The sequence below is a fragment of the Schlesneria sp. genome (assembly GCF_036405755.1).
GTDB lineage: Bacteria > Planctomycetota > Planctomycetia > Planctomycetales > Planctomycetaceae > Schlesneria > Schlesneria sphaerica.
The window spans coordinates 1-21,655 of the sequence record NZ_DASWWZ010000180.1 but is presented as its reverse complement, the minus strand read 5'-3'; the positions used below and the strand labels follow the sequence as shown (position 1 = coordinate 21,655).

The 21,655-nt window shown below is 58.0% G+C and carries 15 protein-coding genes; 6 read left to right on the top strand and 9 right to left on the bottom strand.

What is annotated here, in order from left to right; all coding sequences use genetic code 11:
* Window positions 1-1,564: DUF1549 and DUF1553 domain-containing protein (locus VGE80_RS05995; protein WP_440592021.1), on the top strand; the 1,564-nt coding region annotated here is incomplete at its 5' end.
* 280 nt (window positions 1,565-1,844) lie between these two features.
* On the opposite strand, the gene VGE80_RS05990 is transcribed toward VGE80_RS05995, so the two are convergent.
* From VGE80_RS05990 to VGE80_RS05970, 5 genes are all read right to left on the bottom strand, one after another.
* The gene (locus VGE80_RS05990; protein WP_440592020.1) at window positions 1,845-3,419 is read right to left on the bottom strand and encodes a TolC family protein; all 1,575 of its coding nucleotides are present in this window, start codon (window positions 3,417-3,419) and stop codon (window positions 1,845-1,847) included.
* 290 nt (window positions 3,420-3,709) lie between these two features.
* Window positions 3,710-7,222 carry an efflux RND transporter permease subunit gene (locus VGE80_RS05985; protein ID WP_440592019.1) on the bottom strand — a complete coding sequence of 1,171 codons (3,513 nt, stop codon included), beginning with the start codon at window positions 7,220-7,222 and terminating at the stop codon, window positions 3,710-3,712.
* 42 nt (window positions 7,223-7,264) lie between these two features.
* Entirely contained in the window at window positions 7,265-8,674 is a 1,410-nt protein-coding gene (locus VGE80_RS05980) for an efflux RND transporter periplasmic adaptor subunit (protein ID WP_440592018.1), read from the bottom strand.
* An 83-nt stretch (window positions 8,675-8,757) separates the two neighbouring features.
* Entirely contained in the window at window positions 8,758-9,738 is a 981-nt protein-coding gene (locus VGE80_RS05975; RefSeq protein WP_440592017.1) for a hypothetical protein, read from the bottom strand.
* On the bottom strand, window positions 9,735-10,250 hold the full coding sequence (locus VGE80_RS05970; RefSeq protein ID WP_440592016.1) for a sigma-70 family RNA polymerase sigma factor: 516 nt from the start codon (window positions 10,248-10,250) through the stop codon (window positions 9,735-9,737). The genes VGE80_RS05975 and VGE80_RS05970 overlap by 4 nt, the downstream gene beginning before the upstream one ends.
* A 685-nt stretch (window positions 10,251-10,935) precedes the next feature.
* On the opposite strand from VGE80_RS05970, the gene dnaE reads away from it, so the two are divergent.
* Both dnaE and VGE80_RS05960 read left to right on the top strand, forming a co-directional pair.
* Window positions 10,936-14,487, top strand: a complete 3,552-nt coding sequence (gene dnaE / locus VGE80_RS05965; RefSeq protein WP_397568319.1) for a DNA polymerase III subunit alpha — start codon at window positions 10,936-10,938, stop codon at window positions 14,485-14,487.
* 173 nt (window positions 14,488-14,660) lie between these two features.
* Entirely contained in the window at window positions 14,661-15,083 is a 423-nt protein-coding gene (locus VGE80_RS05960; protein WP_440592015.1) for a DUF2784 domain-containing protein, read from the top strand.
* 641 nt (window positions 15,084-15,724) lie between these two features.
* On the opposite strand, the gene VGE80_RS05955 is transcribed toward VGE80_RS05960, so the two are convergent.
* From VGE80_RS05955 to VGE80_RS05945, 3 genes are all read right to left on the bottom strand, one after another.
* The gene (locus VGE80_RS05955) at window positions 15,725-15,865 is read right to left on the bottom strand and encodes a hypothetical protein (RefSeq protein WP_440592014.1); all 141 of its coding nucleotides are present in this window, start codon (window positions 15,863-15,865) and stop codon (window positions 15,725-15,727) included.
* 57 nt (window positions 15,866-15,922) lie between these two features.
* The gene (locus tag VGE80_RS05950) at window positions 15,923-16,243 is read right to left on the bottom strand and encodes a hypothetical protein (protein WP_440592013.1); all 321 of its coding nucleotides are present in this window, start codon (window positions 16,241-16,243) and stop codon (window positions 15,923-15,925) included.
* A 268-nt stretch (window positions 16,244-16,511) separates the two neighbouring features.
* Complete coding sequence (locus VGE80_RS05945; RefSeq protein WP_440592012.1) at window positions 16,512-17,324, bottom strand: sugar phosphate isomerase/epimerase family protein; 813 nt, start codon at window positions 17,322-17,324, stop codon at window positions 16,512-16,514.
* A gap of 266 nt (window positions 17,325-17,590) precedes the next feature.
* On the opposite strand from VGE80_RS05945, the gene VGE80_RS05940 reads away from it, so the two are divergent.
* Both VGE80_RS05940 and nadC read left to right on the top strand, forming a co-directional pair.
* Window positions 17,591-18,196: a hypothetical protein gene (locus VGE80_RS05940; RefSeq protein WP_440592011.1), complete on the top strand. Its 606-nt coding sequence runs from the start codon at window positions 17,591-17,593 to the stop codon at window positions 18,194-18,196.
* Complete coding sequence (gene nadC, locus VGE80_RS05935; protein WP_440592010.1) at window positions 18,196-19,089, top strand: carboxylating nicotinate-nucleotide diphosphorylase; 894 nt, start codon at window positions 18,196-18,198, stop codon at window positions 19,087-19,089. The genes VGE80_RS05940 and nadC overlap by 1 nt, the downstream gene beginning before the upstream one ends.
* Before the next feature lie 305 nt (window positions 19,090-19,394).
* On the opposite strand, the gene VGE80_RS05930 is transcribed toward nadC, so the two are convergent.
* Complete coding sequence (locus tag VGE80_RS05930) at window positions 19,395-20,186, bottom strand: MBL fold metallo-hydrolase (RefSeq protein ID WP_440592009.1); 792 nt, start codon at window positions 20,184-20,186, stop codon at window positions 19,395-19,397.
* A 685-nt stretch (window positions 20,187-20,871) separates the two neighbouring features.
* Here VGE80_RS05930 and VGE80_RS05925 point away from each other — a divergent pair.
* Window positions 20,872-21,655: hypothetical protein (locus tag VGE80_RS05925; RefSeq protein ID WP_440592008.1), on the top strand; the 784-nt coding region annotated here is incomplete at its 3' end.

The window sequence follows — 21,655 nt, the reverse complement described above, 5'->3', positions numbered from 1 at the left end:
AACCGCCGTCCTGGCTCGCTATCTCGATAAGATGTCCACGACGTACATGACGTTCCTGGAAGACGTTCCCGGCTTTGTCTGGAACAATCCCCCCGAAAACAACTTCGTCGATACAGCGGTTTTCGAGAAACTGAAGCAGCTTCAGATTCTGCCATCCGAGCTTTGCACCGATGACGAATTTCTGCGTCGCGTGACACTCGATCTGACCGGTCGTCTGCCGACTGCGGAAGAAGCGAAAGCCTTCCTTGCCGAGACCAGCCCTTCGAAGCGGACCATTCTGGTCGATCAATTGCTCGACAGTCCCGAATACGCCTCGTTCTGGGCCTTGAAGTGGGGAGATGTGCTTCGCTCCAACAGCAAAAAGCTGAAGGTCGCCGGCGTCCATAAATTCCGTCAGTGGATCTACGAAGCGATGCTCAACGATAAGCCGCTCGATCAGTTCGCTCGCGAACTGCTGACGGCCAACGGCAGTGTCTTCGAAAATCCTCCGGCCAACTTCTGGCGTGCCAGCCGTGATCCTCAGGACGCCACGGAAACAACCGCTCAGCTCTTCTTGGGCGTGCGAATTCAGTGTGCGAAATGTCACAACCATCCATTCGAACGATGGACACAGGATAACTACTACGGGATTGCCGCCGCGTTCGTTCGTGTGGGCCGCAAGAACTCGGTTGATACCGAAGAAGAAGTCATCTTCTCGCAGAATGGCGGGGAAGTGACCCAGCCACGCACGAACAAGCAGATGAAGGTGCACCTGCTGCTGAAAGGGGACGTCGACGTTCCTGCGGATCAGGATCGCCGGGTGGTCTTCGCCGAGTGGTTGACGGCACCGGAAAATCCCTTCTTCGCCAAGAGCGTTTCGAACCGAATCTGGGGTCACCTGCTGGGCCGGGGTATTGTCGATCCAATCGATGACTTCCGTGATTCGAACCCACCGTCGAACGCACGTCTGCTGGAGGAATTGTCGACGCAGTTCGCGGCCAACAACTTCAGCCAGAAGTGGGCCATTCGCACGATCTGCAACAGCCGGACTTATCAGCTCAGCTCACGTAAGAACCAGTTCAATAAAGACGACGAGATCTACTGCTCACACGCGAATACGCGGTTGCTGTCGGCAGAACAGTTGCTCGACGGGATCTGTGCTGTGACCAGCGTCCCCGAACAGTTCCCAGGAATGCCACTCGGAACCCGGGCGTGCGAACTGGCCGATCCCCCGACCGATCACTACTTCCTGAAGGTGTTCGGTCAGCCACAACGGGAAATGGCTTGCCAGTGTGAGCGGTCGAGCGAATCCAACCTGTCCCAGGCCTTGCAGATGATCAACGGACCGGTTGTTCACAACAAGCTGCGGGCCGACAATGGTCGCATCGCAACGATGCTGAAAGAGAACAAGTCGGAAGAAGAGATCATCACCTCGCTGTATCTGGCTGCTCTGGCCCGAGTTCCTTCCCCGGAAGAAATGGCCGCCTCCAAGCAGCACATCGCTGGCCAGCAGGATCGGCGTCAGGCGTTTGAAGACGTCGGTTGGGCCATTTTGAACTCGAAGGAATTCCTGTTCCAGCACTGAGGATTGACCGTCCACACGAAAGTGTGGCGATGCTGCCGCGGTTCCTCTGTCCGTGAAAACGGATCACCGCACGAATTGCCTGCGAACGGGCGATGAATCCCCTGGACTCATCGCCCGTTTGGTTTTTGAGAGTGCGTCAACAGGATAAGGTGACCGAACTGGATTCGTTTTCGGGTGACCTGGTCCGTGTTTCGGATGCAGGAAGCGTCCATTCAGCCGCGGTGTGGCGCGTTGCCGGTTCCCGGTGTTGGAGCCCGCTCAGGCTTCCCCCACGATCTCGTCAGTTTCCGGGTCCGCCGGTCTGGCCGGCCTGATTGGCCGGGGTGGGGTCGGATTCGAGGGGATCGAGTCCGCCGGTCAGCAGCATCCCCTGAATTTCGATGGCCGAGGTTTTCATTTCTGACAGGGCAGAGACGTAGTTGACGTTGGCATCGAACAGATAGCGTCGGGCGGTCAGCACGCGAAGGAAGTCGAACTCACCTTCCTCATAGTTTTTGACGGTGAGTGACAGGTTCTCTTCGGCGGTAGGAAGAATCGTTTCTTTGTACGTGTGCACCTGGTTGCGGGCTGATTCGTAGCGGGCGAAGGCTTGGGCCAGTCGATCACGCAAGACCAGTTCCAGCCGTGTGACTTCGGCCCGGGCAGCGTTCAGTTGGCCTACGGCGGCGTTGATGTTTCCCTGGTTCCGGTCGAAGATGGGGACGGCGACGCCGACATTCACGCCGAGCATGAGCGTCGGAGGGCTGATCGTGTCGTACCAGGCGTTTCCTGAAACACGCAGGTCGGGAATCATCTGCACCTTTTCACGCTGCACCTGCACCACGGCGGCCGCCATGCGGGATTGAGCCGCGTGGAGTTGCGGGCTGTTGCAGAGGGTTTGCGACCAGGCAGTCTCCCAATCGAGTTCAGGGACCTCGTCGGTCAGATTTCCCTCAAGAGGACGCTGTGGCAGGTCGGGCCAGCCGATGACGTTACCCAACTGTTTCCAGGTTGCTGCCGCATGATAATGGGCATTCTGAAGCAGGATCTGGGTCTGGCTGTACTGCAGACGTGCCTGAAGCACGTCGGCCCGGGAAACGGCTTCACCTTCACGCAACTGTTCCGAGATCCGAATCCCCTCTTCGGCGACCCGCAGCAGTTCCTCGGCGACCGCCACCTGCTTCTGAGCGGCCAGCGCGGCAACGTACCGGATCTGAATTTCGTTGATCACGCGCAGCGTCTGAGTTTCGACGTCCCAACGAGCTCGTTCCATATCGTGAGCCGCCACGGCGCGATTCAGTTGCAGCTTGTTGGCGGTGACAATGTTCTGTGAGAGGAAAGCACCCTGCTGGTCAAACGGCCCGTTATTCCCGGTGCCGTCATACCCGGCGACCGGGTTGGGATAGAGACCGACCTGTAACCAGTTTCCTTCGGCCTGCTGCAGCATGGAACCGGCCTGACGCAATGTCGGGTTACCCGCGAGTGCCAGTTGCTGCAGTTCATCCAGCGTCAGGGGCTGTCCGGTGGTGGCAGCAATGTCCGCTGCGAGACTCGTCCTGTCGTTGTCGGAGAGGGGGGTGGGAGGTTCTTCCCACGAGACCGGTTTCACCTCTGCCGACGACAACTCCCCTTCCATCTCGGACAACGAAGACTCCCCGGGAGCGCCCGTTCGATCAGCCGATTCTGCCGAACGGGCTGAGGAGCCTGATTTCCCGGGAGGGGTCGCGGCGAACGATTGCTCGACGCGTCCCCGTTGTTTGTCTCGCGACACTCCGTAGTCGAGTCGCGTGGGTTTCTGGGCGCTCTGGCAGCCGATGAGGCAGGCCGAGGCGATGAAGAGGGGCAGGCGAGTCAATGAGTTCAAGTGGCTTGGCATCGCGTCATTCCTTGACTTTGACTGCGCTGGGATCTGCATCAAACGGTTCGGCTGATTGCAGTTCGGGTGAGAGTCACTTCCGGGGTGAGGCAGCGGAAAACCAGCCTGCATTCAAAAAAATAATCCCTTGTCGATATTATCGGCGTTCTGCTGAGGGGTTCATTAAGCTATTGCTGCATAGGGAATTGTGGCGAATAGATGTCCTCGGGAGGCATGCAGTTGGCGTGGGGCGACCATGGCAGGGCGCCCCCCTTCCTTCGGTCGACGAACCCGCGTTCGATCGTCCGTCGCTAGTGAGCGACGGCGGCGGCTCCTTCAGGGGGAGTTCGATTTCCGTAGAAGCTGTAGAGGACCGGGACGAGGTTGAGGCACAGGATCGTACACAGCATTCCCCCCACCACGACAACCGCAAGCGGCTTCTGGCATTCTGACCCCATTTCGGTCGAGATTGCCGCAGGGAGCAACCCCAGCATGGCGGCCAGTGCCGTCATGAGAATCGGGCGGACGAGTTGCCCTGTCCCTTTCAAGAGCGCCTCACGCAGTTCGACGCCGTGGGACCGCATCCCGTTGAAGGTGGAAATCAGCAGCAGGCCGTTCATGACCGCCACCCCGAGAATCGAGATAAAGCCAACCGCTGCAGAGATGTTGAAATAGAGCCCCGCGACTTTCAGTGCCCAGACCCCTCCCACTCCCATCGCCAGCACGTTCGCCAGCACGACGGCAGCGTCGAGGAACGATCGGAAGGCGAGATACAGCATGATGCAGATCAGAGTCATGGACAAGGCGAACATTTGAAGCATGCGCTGTTCGGCTGCTTCCATCTGCTGGAATTCGCCGCTCCACTCTGCACGGTAGGGACGCTGGATTGTCGGTTCAACCACTCGACGGGCTTCGGCGACGGCACTGGCGAGGTCTCTTCCGACCACGTCGAACTTAATGGCGATCAGGCGTTCGCCCTGTTCGCGGTAAATGGTTGAAGCGCCGGGCCGCAGAAAGGTGCCGGAGGGATCGAGATTTCCTTCAGCATCCCGCGGGGTGACCAGATCTCCGAGTCTTCGGGTAGGAACACCCACCGCGACCGAGGCCGCGTTAAAGCTGCTGCCGGTGGCCGAAGGGAAGGGCATGGTCGTTCCGATGGCCGTCAGGCCGACCGCGCCGCCACTGACGGGGGTCTTGGCAAGTGCGATTTGCAGGTCCTGGGTAATGTTGTTGCCGACCGGGACCGGGATATTCAGAATGGCCTGTTCGTCCGCACGGAGTTGTTCGGGCCAGCGAATTGTCACATCGAAGGTTTTTTCCCCTTCGATCATTTCCGTTACCTTCCGTCCACCGACGGCAGACTGAATGACCGCCTGCACATCGGCGGCAGAGACATTCCAGCGGGCACATTTCTGGCGATCAACGGGCAGTTCCAGATTGGACTGCCCCTGATTTCGGAAGATCCCCGCATTGACGACTCCGGGGACCGTATTCAGTTTGTCCCGGACCTTCATTGCGGTTTCTTCGAGCAAAGCCAGGTCGGGACCGAAGATCTTGATGGAGTTTGCCCCTTTGACTCCCGAGAGTGCTTCCAGCACGTTGTCACGGATGATTTGCGAGAAATCCCACTCGACACCGGGGAAGTGCTGTTCCAGTGTCTGCTTCATGTCGGCGATCAGTTCGGGTTTGGTGCGGTGCCGTCCGCGAGCGGGGTCGATGGGCCAGTCATGCTGGGACCGCAAAGGGAGGTTCGCCTGAAGCAGGTAGTATCCCCCAGTATCCATCCCGTCGTTCGGTCGACCGATCGTGGTCGGTACGACGCTCACTTCGGAAAAGTGCTGGAGCAGCTGGCGTGCCTTGCGGCTGCGGGAAACGACTTCATCAAAGGAAATGTTAATCGGGAAGACTCCTCGAATCAGGATGCTTCCTTCTTCCAGTTCGGGCATGAATTCCCGTCCCATCTGGGCGGCGACGATCCCCGTCAGTCCCGCCGCGGCGAGAAATCCGCCCAGCACCAGCCACCGGAACTTCAGGGCTGCCTGAAGCTGGATCGTATAGAGCCACTGCAGTCCACGTGCGAGGCGGTTCTCGGGTTTGGGACGCACGTTCCGCAGCAGCAACAGGCAGAGCACGGGAGAAACCGTAATCGCCAGCACCAGGGCTCCGGCGAGTGAGAATGCGTAGGTGTCGGCCATGGGACCAAAAATCTGGCCCTCGGGACCCGTCATTGCAAACAGGGGGAGCAGGGCACAGACCATGACGGCCGTCGCATAGACCAGGCTGCGCTGGACGGCTCCCGCTGCCATGCTGATCCGCCGAGCCAGGGGAAGGTCCACATGTTCGCCACGCGACAGCTGGCGATAGATGCTCTCGACGATGATCACCGTCGAATCAACGATGATGCCGAAGTCGACGGCCCCGATCGAGAGGAGGTTCGCCGATTTTCCTCGCATGAACAGGACGCTGAAGGCGAACAGCAAAGCCAGAGGGATGTTAATCGCGGCGATCAGTGCCGCGCGGACATTCCCAAGAAACATCAGCAGGATCGTCGTGACGAGCGCCATTCCGACCAGCAGATTCTCATTCACGGTTTTTGTCGTGCGGTCGATGAGTGTGGTGCGGTCGTAGTACGTATCGATCCTGACGCCCGGCAGCAGCTTGCCTGATTCATGCAGCGCATCGATTCTGGCGAAGACCCGTTTCAGTGCGGGGAGGGATTCTTCCCCTTTGGTCAGCAGGACGATCCCCTGAATGACGTCGTCTTCGTCCTGCCAGGCGAGCGTCCCGTCCTGATTGACCACCCGGCTTCCATCGGGGTGAACTTTGGGATAGCTAATCGAAGCCTGTCCGAGTCGCGTCACGTGTGATACGACAACACCGCGCGAGGCGAGCATCCGGTCGTCGACGCGCGATGTTCCATCCGAGTTCAGCAGCGGTCCGCCATCGACCAACTGATCGATACGCACCGGAACATTGTTGACGGCCTTGACCACCACCTGACGCAGTTCCAGGCACCGGCGTGCCGCTTCCGCGGCGAGAACCCGTGCGGCGACTGTCGGGTCGGGCTGTTCCAGGACGCGCTGGTGAGGATCCTGTCCCTGTCCCAGCAGGCCCATCGACATTACGACGCTGGTCTGTTCGCCCATGACGACGTTGTCGCCGCTTCCTGAGCTGTTGGCGTGCTCCAGGGCGTGCTGGATCTGCTCCAATGTGACCCCGTATTGTCGCAATCGCTGAGGGTCGGGCTGGACCTCGTAACGCTTCACACTGCCGCCGACACCGCTGACCCCAGCGACACCGGGAACCCGTTTCAATTCGCGTTCAACGACAAAGTCCTGGAGTGCCTGCAGGTCGTTCAGCGTGTAGACGGGGGCTCCTGTAATCGGATCCGCGGGGCTCCGGAGTGTGTACCGCAGCACTTCTCCGATCACGGACGCGGGCGAAATACCGGCCTCGACACCTGCGGGCAGCGAGACTGTCGAGAGACGGTTCAACACATCCTGTCGGGCAGCGTGATATTCTTTACCAAAGCGGAACTGGTTCCGGATGAAGCAAAGCCCGAACTGTGACTGGCTGCGGGTTGTTTCCAAGCCGGGGATCCCGGCGAGGGCCACTTCGAGCGGGATGGTCACCTGTCGTTCGACCAGTTCGGCACCCGCACCCGGAAATTGCGCGACGACGTCAATGATGGCCGGTGTGGGGTCCGGGTATGCCTCGACATTGACGTGCGTAAATGCATAACCCCCGCCGATGATCAGTCCGGCAGTCAGAATCATGACAATCAGGGGATTGGCAACGGACCAATCAAGCAGTTTCTGGATCATGAACGGTTTTTCATCGGCTCGTATGAGGGACTCGTTTCCGGGTTACTGCAGCTTCCTGTCCGGAACCGTCCCGGGTGCAGCGATAACCAGACCTTGCGGCGGCATCTCGGCGGGGTTGGGAAGCTGGTCCATCACGTTCTGCAGCATCAGGGCACCCGAGGTGATGACGATGTCGCCATCCTGAATCCCTTTTTCATCCCGATCGATATAGACCCTGTCGCGGAAGCGGCGGACAACCTTGACCGGCTTGCGCGCGTAGAGTTCGTCGTTGTTTCCCTGGCGTACAAAGACAAAGCTGTCACGTCCACTTTCGACGACCGATGTGGAGGGAAGCTCGAGTTCATGTTCGGGGGCGGGCATCTGGATCTTCACCGTCACGAACTGACCGATCTTCAGTTTGCCATCTGTGTTTTCGACGCGGCCCGTGGCAAGTGCCGTATGCTGAGTTGGGTCGATGACCGCTCCGACTTTCTCGAGGGTTCCCGCGAACGCCTTGCCGGGTTGAGAGGGGAGTTCGACCGTCCACTGGATCGGCCGGGGGAGTTTTTCAAGGATGGGCAAGTCTTCCTCGTAAACGTGGACCCAGACGGCCAGGTGCGAGATGTCGCCGATCTTGAACAGGTCCGTGTCGGTTCCCACGATATCCCCGACGACCGCGTTCTTTTCAAGAATGACGCCGCTGATCGGAGCACGGACTTCGACTCGGGCCCACTCTCGCGCTTCGGAAACGGGCATGGTCGTCTCGTGCAGTTCGTCCGCCTTGGCGACTCGATTCGTCTCTGCACGAATCTCGGCGAAGTCGTCGTCGGTCACGCGCCAGGTTCGCAGCGTACGTTCGAGACTGGCGATTTCGACCAGCCGAATCTGGACATCTTTTTCCGCGTCGCGGTAATTCCGTCCGGCACCGGCACCGGTGTCGAACAGCTTTTTCAGTCGGTCCCTCAGTTCTTCTTCCGCGCGAAGCTTGGTCATCGAGTCGACCAGATCACTTTTCTTCTGGCCCAGATCGGTACTCCAGACGACCGCCAGAAGATCACCCTTGCGGACTCGTTCGCCCACTCGCAAAGTTGGGTCAGACCCATCGGTCGATTTGCCAATCTCGACGACTTCGCCGCCAAACCGGGCGTGCACGCGTGAGAGATGGTCATTGTCGAGCGCCAGCACCCCCTGAAAGCTGGGAAGTGCGATGGGACTTGCGGCCTCGGCGACCACGGCAGTGTCCATTCCCATTTTGTTCGCGATTTCCGCAGGGACGTGCAGTTCATCCGTACCGGTTCTGGTCACCAGCGGGGATTCTTCCGAGGTCGGGAGAGGTGAACCCGACGGGCCGTGGGGGTCTGCCTTGTGGGATTGACCAGCGGAGAACTGAACATAATGCAAAGAGATCCCCACACCGAGGGCGACCGCTACCAGCGCTGCACCCAGTCCCATCCCTGTCACGAATGGCTTCATCTCTGATTCGACCTCTGGTTGAATTTCACCGTGCTACACGCTGAGACGGCTCCAACATCCTGGCGGGGGGAATGACCCGCACGCTATCGCAAACTCACAAGATTCACCTTCACATCATCCACAAACTGGCCGGGGAACTCACCCAGCTCTTCATCTTCGTCCGTACAAATGACCGCGAGCTGGACCACCAGATACCGCGTTTCTGGTGGTAATGAGAGCTGGGTCTTCAACTGCTGCCAGGACTTCGAGTCGGTGTCGGCTGGCAACTGCGAACCGCCGAACATCAATGCATTTCCTTTTTGCATGGGCCAGGTGTGCGAATGCTGCGAGGGATCGGCAGCGAGAGCGAACAGCGCGATTTCAAAAGCAAACTTGTTCTCTTCGAGATCGTCGTCGGTGGCATTGAAGAATGCAGAGGCTTCAATCAGTCGCGGCTCCCCTTTCAGATCGAGCGAGTCGAGGGGAATGATCTGATAAATCTCACACCCGCGCTCGGGTGCGGATGTCGATTTTACGAAGCGCAACATCTGATTCCCCTCCAGGGGAACGATGTCCGAGTGCCGTTCGACGACGTCAACATCGTCTCCATACCAGATATTCGGCTGCACACGAATATCCGAGACCAGACCCTGCTCAAACCCGGGGTCGGTCATCTGCAGGGACTGGTGCGAATCCATGTTGGCGGACGGCTGCCAGAAGGACCAGCCGATGACAAGCAGCACCATGGCGGCAAGTGAGAGCGGCTTTCCAAATTCCACCACACGTCGCCATCCGAGTGAACGCGGTCCCTGTCTGGCAGGCGGTACAACCGTTGTCCCGTCCGTCGCTGTCGGGAGTGGCTCAGGGACTGAGAGGAACTCACTCGACTGAATCAAGCCTGTTTCCGGCTGCTGGAACTCCCGTTCTAACAGACCATGAATGAGCATGTGGTCCAGGTACTGCTGTTGTGAGATCGGATCGTTTCTCAGCAGCGTGTTGAGCTGTTTGACTTCGTCGACCGCCAGGGATTCGTCTGTCAATTTTGACAGAAGTTCACGCAACGGAGTGGAATTGGAGTCTGTCACGATTCTCTCCCCTGAACCTGCTGAGAAACGCAGTTCACCAAAGTTTCCCGGATTCGATAAAGGGCCTGAGAGATGGCACCCACGGATTGTTGACGCGATTCGGCGATTTGCTTGACGGAGCCCCCTGATGAGTATCGGCTCATCAGAAGTTCCCGCTGGTCAGCAGGGAGCCGCGCCAGGCATCGCCGCAGCGCGTCTGAGTACGCGTTCGCATCGTCGCACCGATCGGATTGAATCTCACACAGGTCCTCAAAAAGCGGTTCATCGAATACGCGTCGATCACGAGAGAGCCGGCGGCGGTAGTTCAGAATGTGGTATCTCGCAATGCGGGTCGCCCATGCCATGAAGTTCGTGCCGATCTCAAACTCGTCTATCTTTCGCCACAATGTCAGATTCGTCTCCTGCAGGATGTCCTGAGCGGCGACCCGGTCGGGAAGCAGCGCAAGAATGCAGGCGTACAACGCCGACTGAGATGACGTGAGAAGTTTGATAAATTCCTCGTTCCGATTCACAAAACCTCCCACAGAAACAATGTCCGCTAGAACCGGAATCTCACGCAAAAATTCTTGTGAATGGGGAAAAGAATGCTCGAAACGGTTGGAGGAGAAGGGGTCGGAGGCCAGGTTCCGCGGACCCTGTGGGGGGGGCTGTCTACATCATATCGACTGTGCCTTGGGGTAACTCAAGAGTAGTCAAGTACTTGAAGGAACTGTCAGTTTTGGGCAGAGCCGTTGGTGACGTCCCGTTCCATCAAGGAAGTTCGTTGGGAGCCGCCGGTCCCGGTCGTCCCGAGGGGCAGAGGCGACGTTCAGGCGTCTGTGCGTTGCTGCAGGAGCAACGGGGAAAATTCAGCCGGCTTGCATTTTCGGAGCCGGCTTGCATTTTCGGAGAGGGTGTGGCAAGGTCAGGGAACGCTCTGAATTTGCTGCCACCGCAGAACGTCCCCTCAGTGTCGCTGAGAAACGCGCGATGACGCGAGCGGTCGATTTCCCGCAACTTCTCCGACGAGAAAATTTCCGGGGAGAGAATTCTTCCGGAATGACCCGAAAGTCGTTCGCTTTGTCCTGAGCAGGTTCAAGTTACAATTGCTGACTTCTCGATTTTAGAGACAACAGTTTTAGACACGACAGTCCGGAGACGACTCCGGTGTCGATCGACAACAATTCCGATTTCTGCTCTGCGGAATGAAAGCCCCTCATGTCCGACGCCTCGCCCGCCCTTGCTTCTCCTGCCCCGTCTTTACAGTTCGCACATCTGCACTGCCATACTCACTACAGCTTGCTGGATGGGGCGAATCGTGTTGATCAGGTGGTCAAAAAGGTGAAGAACGCGGGGATGAATGCGCTCGCGATCACCGACCACGGAAACCTGTATGGGGCGCTGGAGTTCTACAACGAGTGCCGCGGTGCCAGTATCAACCCGATCCTGGGTCTGGAAGCGTACATCGCTCCGGGGTCCCGCTTTGATAAATCGGGGGCGCGAGGGGTCAAGGATGCCTGTTACCATTTGACGTTGCTGGCAATGAACGCAGTGGGGTTTCAGAACCTTGTGAAGCTCTCTTCGGCGGCGTTCCTCGAAGGCTTTTATCATCGCCCTCGTATCGATAAGGAAATTCTCGAAGCGCACAGCGAAGGACTGATTCTGCTGTCCGGTTGCGCTGCGGGTGAGCTTTCGCAATTGCTGCTGGCTGGCAAGGATGAGGAAGCAGAGCGATTGACGGCCTGGTACTCCAAGGTCTTTGGCGATCGGCTGTACATGGAGATCCAGAACGCTGGCTTCGCCATTCAGAAACAGTGTATGGATATGACGGTCGATCTCGCGAACCGGATGGGGCTGCCCCTCGTCGCGACCAACGACGCTCACTATCTGAACCAGTCTGACGCTGCGATGCACGACGTGCTGCTGTGCGTCAATACGAAGGTTGAACGGTCTGACATCTCACGGATGAAGATGGACACCGATCAGTTGTTCGTCCGTACTCCGGAAGAAATGTACGCGGCGTTTCCCGGGTTCGAAGATGCGGTCGCCCGCTCGCAGGAGATCGCCAATCGCATTGATATTCAGCTCGACCTGAAGTCGCGTCACTATCCGGTCTTCCAGCCGCCCGGCGGCAAACGCGACATCGAATACCTGCGTGAACTTGTCTACGAAGGGATGGAGTTCCGATACGGCAAAGATGGGATCACGGACGCCCATCGCGAGCGGGCCGAGTTCGAGTTGGCTGTGATCGAGAAGATGGGCTATGCGAGCTACTTCCTGATCGTCTGGGACTTCGTGCGATTCGCCGTGGAACAGGGGATTCCCTGCAGTGCCCGTGGATCGGCGTGTGGAGCCCTGGTGGCGTATGTGCTCAGATTGAGCCACGTCTGCCCGCTTGAGTACGACTTGCTGTTTGAACGATTCCTGGACCCCAGCCGAACCGAACCGCCCGATATCGATATCGACTTCTGCCGCGATCGTCGGCAGCTGGTGATCGACTACACCAAACAAAAGTATGGTTCGGCCAACGTTTCGCAGATTGGAACCTTCGGAACGCTGAAGGCGAAGGCGGCGATCCGCGACGTCGCTCGCGTTCTGTCCATCCCCCCGAAGGATGTTGACGTCATTGCGAAGATGGTTCCGGAAACGCTGAACATCACTCTCGATGAAGCCATCGCGGAAAGTGCTGAGCTCAAGGAACTATACAACAGCGATCCCAAGATTCGCGAAGTACTGGATCTGGCAAAGCAGATCGAAGGGCTGGCGCGCAGTGCGGGAACCCATGCGGCAGGGGTCGTGGTCTCTGATCAGCCGATTTCCCAGTACATTCCTCTGCAAACGATCAGTGGCAAGACCGACGTCATTACGCAGTGGGAAGGTCCGACCGTCGAAAAGGCCGGTCTGCTCAAGATGGACTTCCTGGGTCTGCGGAACCTGACCATTCTCGACAAGGCGGTGAAGAATGTGAAAAAGCACCGCGGTGTCGAGATCGACCCGGTGAAACTGCCGCTGGATGACAAGGCGACCTTTGCCCTGCTGCAGCGGGGAGAAACCAAAGGGATCTTCCAGCTCGAATCCGGCGGGATGCGTGACCTGCTCACCAAGATGAAGCCGGATAAGTTTGCCGACATCATCGCGACCTCGGCGCTGTATCGTCCCGGTCCCCTGGAAGGGGGGATGGTGATGACGTATGTGGAGGTCAAGCACAAACGGCAACCACTGCCTCGACTGCATCCGATCATCGACGCCATTCTGGATGAAACCTATGGCGTCATGGTTTACCAGGAGCAGGTGATGCGGATCCTGAACCGACTGGGGGGCATCGAACTACCCCAGTCGTATCAGTGTATTAAGGCGATCAGTAAGAAAAAGCTGGAAACGATTGCCAAGTATCGCGCCCAGTTCCTGGAAGGGGCCAGTCAAAACAATCTGGCCTCAGATAAAGCCGTTGAACTGTTCGAAATGATCGAAAAGTTCGCCGGCTACGGTTTCAACAAAAGTCACAGTACGGCCTACGGGGCGGTGGCTTATCAGACGGCCTATCTGAAAGCACATTATCCCCAGGAGTTCATGGCCGCACTGCTGTCGTGCGAACTGGGCGAAACCGACAAGCTGGTCGAACACGTCGATGACTGCCGTCGCATGGGGATCACCATCCTGCCCCCCGATATTAATGTCGGTGACGTTGAGTTCTCGGTGCTGGGGGACAAGCTCACCTTCGGTCTGGGAGCGATCAAAGGGGTCGGGGAAGGGGCGATCGGTGCTATTATCGCCGAGCGGAATCAGAATGGCCCCTACAAAGACGTCTTCTCGATCGCAGAACGCTGTGATTCCAAGCAGGTGACGAAGGGGGTGCTGGAACTTCTTGTCAAAGCGGGTGCGCTCGATTGTCTGGGAGGACACCGTGCACAACAGTTTGCGGTGATTGAACGGGCGGTCCAGGGTGCTGCGGCCATTCAGCGTGACAAGCAGCGAGGACAGAAAAACCTCTTCGGCGGAGATGACGACGAAGAAGTCACGGCCCCCGGTGCGGCACCTTCGACGATGCCGGAAGTTCCGGAATGGTCCAAACGGGAGATGCTGGCCTTCGAGAAAGAGGCGCTCGGTTTCTTCCTGACATCACATCCCCTGGCTGAGATGGCGTTCACGATCAAACAGTTCTCGACTCATCAGGTGAAAGAGTTGATCGATGCGGGGGAGAACGAAGAAGTGATCCTCGGCGGGATGGTTTCGGCAATCAAGAAGGCTCAGACGAAGAAGCCGAGTCGCAACGGTCACACCAAGTATGTGAACTTCGATTTTGAAGATCCGACCGGCGTGGTCCGGTGCATTATGTGGCCGGAAGAATTTGCCCGACTGGGGGAAAAAGTCGAACAGGAGCAAGTTCGGTTCGTGCGGGGGAAAGTCGACAAACGCAGCCGTGAACCGAACGTGATCGTGGATGCGATGTGGACACTCGAAGAAGTCGAGAAGGAATTCACAAAGCAGGTTCTGATCAAGTTCCAGAAGGGGCTGCACGATCTCCGCGTCATCGAACGGGTTCGTGATATCATCCAGAAGACGCCCGGCAAAGCCGAAATTGTGCTGGTCGTGGACGCCAAGGAAGAAGGAAAAAGTCGCTGCCGCTACGTGACACACAAGCCGCTGGAGCAGAAGATCAGCGTGAACCGTGAGATGCGTCGGGAACTGACCGAGACACTGGGGGAAGAGAACATCCGCTTCGTCGCCGACCTGAAGAAGAAAGCGGTCGGACAGAGTGTGGGTCGCTAACGGCTTGCATCGGGCCGTCGGATCCAGCAAATCGACAACCTCGAAAGGGGTGGACAAGTGCTTTAATCACGGGGCGCCGGCGCGGGGCCAGACTGGCCCAAGCGGCCCCGGGTTTTGAACCGCCGGGAATAGTCGTCGGGAATAAAGTCACATCGGCGCGCGTCTTTAATCTTATGTCACTCTTGTATCGATTCGCCGCTGACGCTGTTGTGCTGTTTCATATGGCCTACGCGCTGACTGTCGTACTCGGGTTGCCGCTGACCTGGATCGGCATCTTGCGAGGGCAGCAATGGGTACGAAATTTCTGGTGGCGCTGTGGCCATCTCGCGATGATCGGGATCGTGGTGGCGGAAGCCTGGGCGGGTATTCCCTGCCCGCTGACAGTCTGGGAGCAGAAACTGAGGTCGCTGGCCGGGGAACAAACCTACTCGGGCGATTTTATTGCGAATCTTGTCCACAACTGGCTGTTCTACGAAGCACCGCAGTGGGCCTTCACGACGGTCTACTCGCTGTTTGGCTTGCTCGTCTTCTTTTCCTTCGTCGTTGCCCCACCCCGCTGGCCGGGGCGGGGGAAGGTGCCTGCCGAAGCGTCTTGAGGTTTTCCCCTATTGGCTCTCGCCATCACGGCGCTGAATCGCGTCGCGTTCAAGTCTGACAGAGTCAGGCACAGGACCACCGGCGTTGATCGAGACAGACGCCGACGTCGATTACGCTACATTCCCAAAGGCTGAGGCCGGGAATCATCACCGAGCGCTCACCGCGCACGCGGCCGACTCGGAAGTAATGACGAAACAACAAAAGCGTTGAGATTGGACTTCTCCCTGTTTCTTGCCCGCAGATGGGCACCACGTCAAATCGCAATCTCCGTGGCAGTGGCTTCCAACCGCTGACCGTTGGCTGCTCGATCCGACTCCCATCTACCCCAGCACCCACCGGTTGGAAGCCGGTGCCACGTTTTCCAGTGTGCCCAAGTTGAGGGGACATGGATGAATGGCGCTAAGTTAGGCCGTAAGGTTCTAGGCAGATTGCCGCAACAGAATATGCTGTGTCCAGAGTTTGGTCCGCAGATTTCGCGGATTTTCGCAGATGAAATTTCTGTTCCTGGAATCTGCGCCATCTGCGGATGTTGTCATTGACTTGAGGAGTGGCGATGGATGCGTGCCACTCACCCCAAAATGGCCTTGTGTGCAGTGTCCCCATGGCCCTGTGGTTCCTGTGTCGGCGCTTTCCCAAAGCCTCAAATGAACTGCGCATTAAGCGTCGTCGTCCACATATTGCTGGTGACTTCAGAGGATAAATTGGGTACAGAGCCATTCTGGTTGAAAGCGTAGGACTGGGCTTCGTGCCCTCCGCCGAAATAGAAATAGGCAGTGTCCATGCCTGCCTATTCGCGCCGGACAGTATTCGCTGTGCCCCCTTTGGTCATCGCGAGACGTCAAGGCCCGACATGCTCTTGCCATGCATAGATATGAGAAACGCAGTCGCTTTCATCAACTACTAACACTGCTATCGAAATCGTCTTGACGATTGCATCGCTGTCTTGCCGGGAGTAGGTGCGATACAGGTCTCCGAATAGTTCAATCGTAATCGGTTCATCGCCGCTTTTGTCTTTTACAACTGTTCTTTCTCTAGTTGTTCTGGTTAGTTTGCATCCGAACATTTTCAATTGCGATTCTGCAGAGCTTAGGCTGGTACCGGGCGTTATTTCAGCCTTCACTTTAGCAGGAAAATTACCAAGATTCGCCTTTGGGGCCACTACGCATCCGAGCAATAGACATGACATACACAAATTGATCCAGAATAGGTTCTTCCACATCCCTGTCACCCTGCAGCTTTCTTTACACGATCTGGCAATTTCTCATTCAAAAAATGGCGCTGTGTGCAGTGTGCCCGTGGCTCTGTGGTTCGTCCCCCGGGGGACTACTTCACCGTGCGCTTACCACCGAGCCACGGTTCGACGCGTAAGTGAACCGTGGCTCGAGTGTGTGACAGCAGCGTTGAATGCCGGTTCCGTCAAACCTTGATCAACCTTCCACGACGGCCTTCATCGATTCGAGACCGATCCGCGCGACTTCTTTCGGATCACGGGCCCAGAGGTCTTCCCGGAAGAGTTCCAGCGACAGCCAGCGGGAATAGCCTTGCTGCTTGAGCAGGCTGAGCCACTGCTTGAGGTCGAGATGGCCTTCGCCCGGCAGGACTCGACTATGGTCATGCTGCTCGACGCGAGGTGGGCTGGCGGGGGTGTCGTTGAAGTGACTGATCGCGATCTGATCACCTCGCAGGAGACTGAGAGAACTGAATTCACCCCCGCCGCGAAAATTATGGAAGGGATCGACAATGATGGTCGCGTCTGGATGCTGCGACAGCGTCATGATCTCCAGAGCCGATTCGATCGTATTGATCTGCTCGACGAAGCCGAGATATTCCATGGCCGGCTTCACGCCGAATGATTTGCCCAGGTTGAGCAGTTCGGCGTAGTTCCGCGCCGCGAGCGCGACATCGACTTGCCCGCCAGCCGGACTGGCGATCGAATAGATCGCGCCGAGAGCGGCGGCATCCTCGAGACGCTTTTTACATTCGTCGAGACCCGCAGCGTGTTCTGCGCCAGTCGTATCACACCAGCCACGCAGGTAGATCGTGGTGGGAAGTTCGAGATTCTGGTCAGCGAGTGCCTTTTTGATATCTGACAGTTTCCCGCCGGACGCGACGTATGACTCGATGTCGTCATGCCAGAGTTCGATTGCAGTGTAGCCCACCTCTCCGGCAATACGAATCTTGTCCAGAATCGGTGTCGGTCGAATCGTGCTGGCATTCAGGCAGTATTGAAACGCAGCCATGGTGGATTCCTTGTTGAAGTGGCGAATGCTGTCTTCGATTGGGTAACGTGGTGTAAAGATAACCAAACAGGGCGGGAATCGTGAGCGACGTCACCGATTCAGGAGCGGATGAAGCCCCCGACTTCGGCACGTCCTTTCCAGTCCACAGGAGCCGCACGCGGGACTGTTCCGCGCCGCGGCGTTCCCCGGTGGTTCCGTTAAGGAGGCCGCTCGCAAGCAGAATCGTTTCTGTCGATTACTGCATGTGGATTGTCACCGAAGGAACGATGGCTGTAGAATTTTGCTGGAAACTGGCAACGGGAGGGCGAGTCATGCGTTTATGGTGTTTTCTGGCGATCGGACTGTTCGTCGCTCGAACCGCCTCTGCGCAACTGGCCGTGCAGCAGCCGGTCGTCAGCGAGACGGGGGTCGGTACCGTCGTTTCCGTTCCTGACCGCGGCGAAGTTTTTCTGGGCGGGGTTTCTTCGGCCCAATCCGGCCGGATCCAGAACGGACCCCTGCCGACGGTCACCTCCCGTGGCTTCTCGCGACAGGCCACCTCAATGTCGGCTAGGGTCTTCATCCACGACCTGCAGGCCATGGATGAAGCGATTCTCAATTCCTCTTCACCCGTCGCACCCGAGACAGCGATTTCACCAGGGACGCACGCGTCCAGCCTGGCGACCCGCCTGAAAGCCCGCCGAGACGCGGACCACGTTCCGCCCTCGGCAGCGACTGATCGTTCTGTGGATCAGGCTGCGAAGGCGGCCCGGTTTCAGGAACTGGCGATCAAGGCTGAAAAAGCGGGCAAGGCAGGGGTCGCGAAGCTCCATTGGCAGATGGCGGCGAAATACGGATCAAAACGGGCGGAAACACGATCGGCACAAAGATAATGCATGAAACGTTTGCCAGTGGCGAACAGGCGGTCGCACGACAGCTCATTGAGATGGCGCTCTCGGAAGACCTTTCCTCGCTCGGTGATTTGACCTGTCAGGCACTGATCAGCGAAGACCAGACCGCGACAGTCCTCGTGGCGGCACGGCAGCCGGGCGTGCTGGCGGGGGCGACCGTGGGTCGCATGGTTTTTGCCAAGCTGGATGCCTCGGTCCAGTGGGAGGAACTCTGGCCGGATGGGACGCGGCTCTCGGCGGGGACGATTGTGGCTCGCGTGACCGGTCCCCTTGCGACGCTGCTGATTGGTGAGCGAACAATGCTCAACTTTATGACGCACCTCAGCGGTATCGCCACGTTGACCCGGAAGTTTGTCGATGCCGTCAAAGGGACGCAGGCTCAGATTCTGGATACCCGAAAAACGCTTCCGGGCTGGCGAGTCCTCGAGAAATACGCCGTTCGCTGTGGTGGTGGAACCAACCACCGGATGGGGCTGTATGATGGGGTGCTGATTAAGGACAACCACCTCGCAGCATGGACCGAGTCGGCGAGCATTGCCTCTGCGGTGCAGACAGCCCGCTCGAAGTCCCCCGAAGGAGTCTCCATCGAAGTGGAAGTCGATTCACTTGAGCAACTCAAGGATGCACTCAAGGGAAATCCTGACATCGTCCTGCTGGACAACATGTCGGTCGAGACCTTGCGCGAGGCCGTGGCGCTGTGTAATTCGCTGGCCCCGGCTGTCAAACTGGAGGCATCCGGCGGGGTAACACTGGCGACCGTCGCCGAGATTGCGAGTACCGGTGTCGAACGAATCAGCGTGGGTGCGCTCACACACTCTGCCCCCGCTCTGGACCTGGCGTTTGACTGGCCGGCCAGTTTCCCGGCCCTGCGTTGAACGGGGATCGGGGTTTCCTCAAGCCTCATGGACGGACGCCACCCCTTCGGCGGGATGAGGCATCCCCCGTCGCTCGCAGCGAATCCCGGCCGAGCCTGCGCGCACACCAGTGGAGCAGGCCATACGGTGCGGGGCGATCCTTCAGGTAAAGCGACGGCGTGACGTCATGTGTCCGCCCTTTCCGCCGCCTTAGGGAGCCCGTGGGGATTGCACTGCCGTGACCCCGAGATCGGGGGCCTTGCAGTCTGGCCTGCAGGGGGAATCTGTTCGAGCGGCGGAGCGGCCGAGAAGTTGAACAGCCCGCGTCAGGCCTTCTCGGGATCAAAGCCCCGGATGATTTCTTCTTCCCACTCATCCAGCAGTGGCCAGTCGATTGCGCACGTACCGAAGTCGGCCATATGCAGATACTGCGTGAGTCGGTCGATGGTTTTCTGGATGTGTGCGTTATCCTTGCGGAAGATGGGGCCGTGACTGGGGAGCAGCCATTTCACGTCAGAGTCGCGAATTCGTTCGAGCGACTTGATGAAATCAGGGATGTCCGAGCCGTGATGGGCATCGATATTGCCGACGCCACCATCGCGGTAGATATTGTCCCCCGACAGTAAAAGATCGCCTAGTCGGAATGCGAGCTGGCTGGGAGTGTGTCCGGGAGTATTCCAGACATCCAGCGTCAATGCACCCACGCTGAGGGTATCTCCTTCAGTGATTGTCTGTTCGACCTTGATTTCGGGAAGATCGATCGAAATGCCTTGCGCGGCGATTTCGGCGTAGGTCACGATGCGGTCCTGCGACGCAAGCAACTGCTGACATTCGGGGTGTCCGACGATGATGGCTTGAGGAAGCAGTTCCTTTGCTCGCTTCAAACCCTGAATGTGATCGACGTCCGCGTGTGTCGCGACGAGGTACTTGCACTTTGCCAGGGCAAAATCCATCTGCCGAATCATATCAATGATTTCATCGGTCGAATCTTCAAAACCGATGTCGACCAGCATCCATTCTTCGGAGTCATGGACGAGGTAGACACAGCAACCCAATCGTTGTCGGGCCTGATAGTTCATCTCGATGACATGCGGAAACACTTCACGACGGGCCAGCATGGCGGATCTTTCCAGGGAACGGCGGAGGGACGGATAGGGGCAGAGGCGTAAACAGCCGCTCAAAGACAGATTCTAGGTCTCGCCTGCATGTCGAACAACTCGCCCGTTATGGTCAGCGGGGGGCGAGCGGATCACGGGGCGGAATACTTATGTCGGTCGCGAACAACAATAAACAGAATGTAAGTTATGTCTTGCGGGCCATGAAATCCACGAAAAGCGTAATTTTTCCTGCCTTTTGGAACGCTGCCGTGTACAGAAGAACGCCGCCCGATCGAGCACGTGTCCAGAGTGGGACGCGGTGTTGCGGATACATCAATCGACGAATCGGCACATTCCCATCTGACCCTGATCCACCTTGCCGTGGCCGCCGAATCGTGTTGACACAAATCGGCAATTTCTGCCATACATCCGCTCTGCGCGAGAATGCGCGCGAACAGGGAAGTCCAAAACGATCGTCCTCAAGGTGGTGTGTGATGAAACTCCGGTGCTCCCCGAATGGATGTGAGCAATAGCGATTGAGGCTTTCAGAGAATGAATCGCAGGCGGGCCGGTGGCTCTGTCTCCAAATTCGCTCGGGGAAGTGAGCGTCACAACCATGCCGACACTCCGGCGTCATACCGCACCGAAAGCGGGCTGAAGAACAGGCTCAATTTCAAAAAGTCTGTGAAAGAGCAGGGAAGCAATCATGGCTTGGCGAATCTCGATGATCGTGGGTATCTGCACCCTGCTGTGCGGATCCGCCGCGATGGCTCAGACCGCCCCCAAGGCGGAAAAGGTGACGATCAGCAATATCCAGAAGCGGATCAAGGAGATCGAAGCCAATCTGAACCCTGCCGATGCCACTCAGCAGAAAACCCTCGAATATCTGAAAGAAGCTGCCGAGAGACTCGAGATCGCTCAAGAGAATAGTCAGAAGGCGAAAGATTACGAACAGAGTCTGCGACAGGTCGGCGAACAGGCGCGCCTGACGGCCGAGCGACTGGCTGATCTCCCCAAGGGACCTGATCCCGAGATCGCCGACGTTGATGATCTGGCCGTGCTCGACAAGATGGTCGAACAACGGACGAAACAACTTGACGATACCAGCGAAGGATTGCGTGAGCGGGTCGCCCGACTCGAAGCGGAATCGAAGCGGCGTCGCGTCCGCCCGGAAGAACTGGTCAACGAGATCGCCGCAGTCGAGGACCGGTTTCGAGAGATCGACGAAGAAATCAAATCACTCGACACGTCCAACGATCCGCGAGAACTGCTGCAGGCGCGCCTGATCTTTCTCCGTGCGCGTCATCAACGGGCAGAAACCGAACACCGGGCGCTGCTCGCGGAGGCGGCCTGGTACCAGTCGGCAGAAGCGGCGGAACTGCTGCAGCTTCAGCGGGAACTCGGCATCCGTGAGCTTTCCGTCAAGCTGGCAGAACTGGAGATTCTCAAGAAAGAACAGGCCAAACGAAGGGGAAATGAAGCCGACGAGC

What these genes read in the sequence shown, in the direction of transcription:
- VGE80_RS05990 (WP_440592020.1), bottom strand. Translation starts at nt 3,419, where the DNA reads ATGCCAAGCCACTTGAACTCATTGACTCGCCTGCCCCTCTTCATCGCC.
- VGE80_RS05985 (WP_440592019.1), bottom strand. Translation starts at nt 7,222, where the DNA reads ATGATCCAGAAACTGCTTGATTGGTCCGTTGCCAATCCCCTGATTGTC.
- VGE80_RS05980 (WP_440592018.1), bottom strand. Translation starts at nt 8,674, where the DNA reads ATGAAGCCATTCGTGACAGGGATGGGACTGGGTGCAGCGCTGGTAGCG.
- dnaE (WP_397568319.1), top strand. Translation starts at nt 10,936, where the DNA reads ATGTCCGACGCCTCGCCCGCCCTTGCTTCTCCTGCCCCGTCTTTACAG.
- VGE80_RS05960 (WP_440592015.1), top strand. Translation starts at nt 14,661, where the DNA reads ATGTCACTCTTGTATCGATTCGCCGCTGACGCTGTTGTGCTGTTTCAT.
- VGE80_RS05955 (WP_440592014.1), bottom strand. Translation starts at nt 15,865, where the DNA reads ATGGACACTGCCTATTTCTATTTCGGCGGAGGGCACGAAGCCCAGTCC.
- VGE80_RS05945 (WP_440592012.1), bottom strand. Translation starts at nt 17,324, where the DNA reads ATGGCTGCGTTTCAATACTGCCTGAATGCCAGCACGATTCGACCGACA.
- VGE80_RS05940 (WP_440592011.1), top strand. Translation starts at nt 17,591, where the DNA reads ATGGCTGTAGAATTTTGCTGGAAACTGGCAACGGGAGGGCGAGTCATG.
- nadC (WP_440592010.1), top strand. Translation starts at nt 18,196, where the DNA reads ATGCATGAAACGTTTGCCAGTGGCGAACAGGCGGTCGCACGACAGCTC.
- VGE80_RS05930 (WP_440592009.1), bottom strand. Translation starts at nt 20,186, where the DNA reads ATGCTGGCCCGTCGTGAAGTGTTTCCGCATGTCATCGAGATGAACTAT.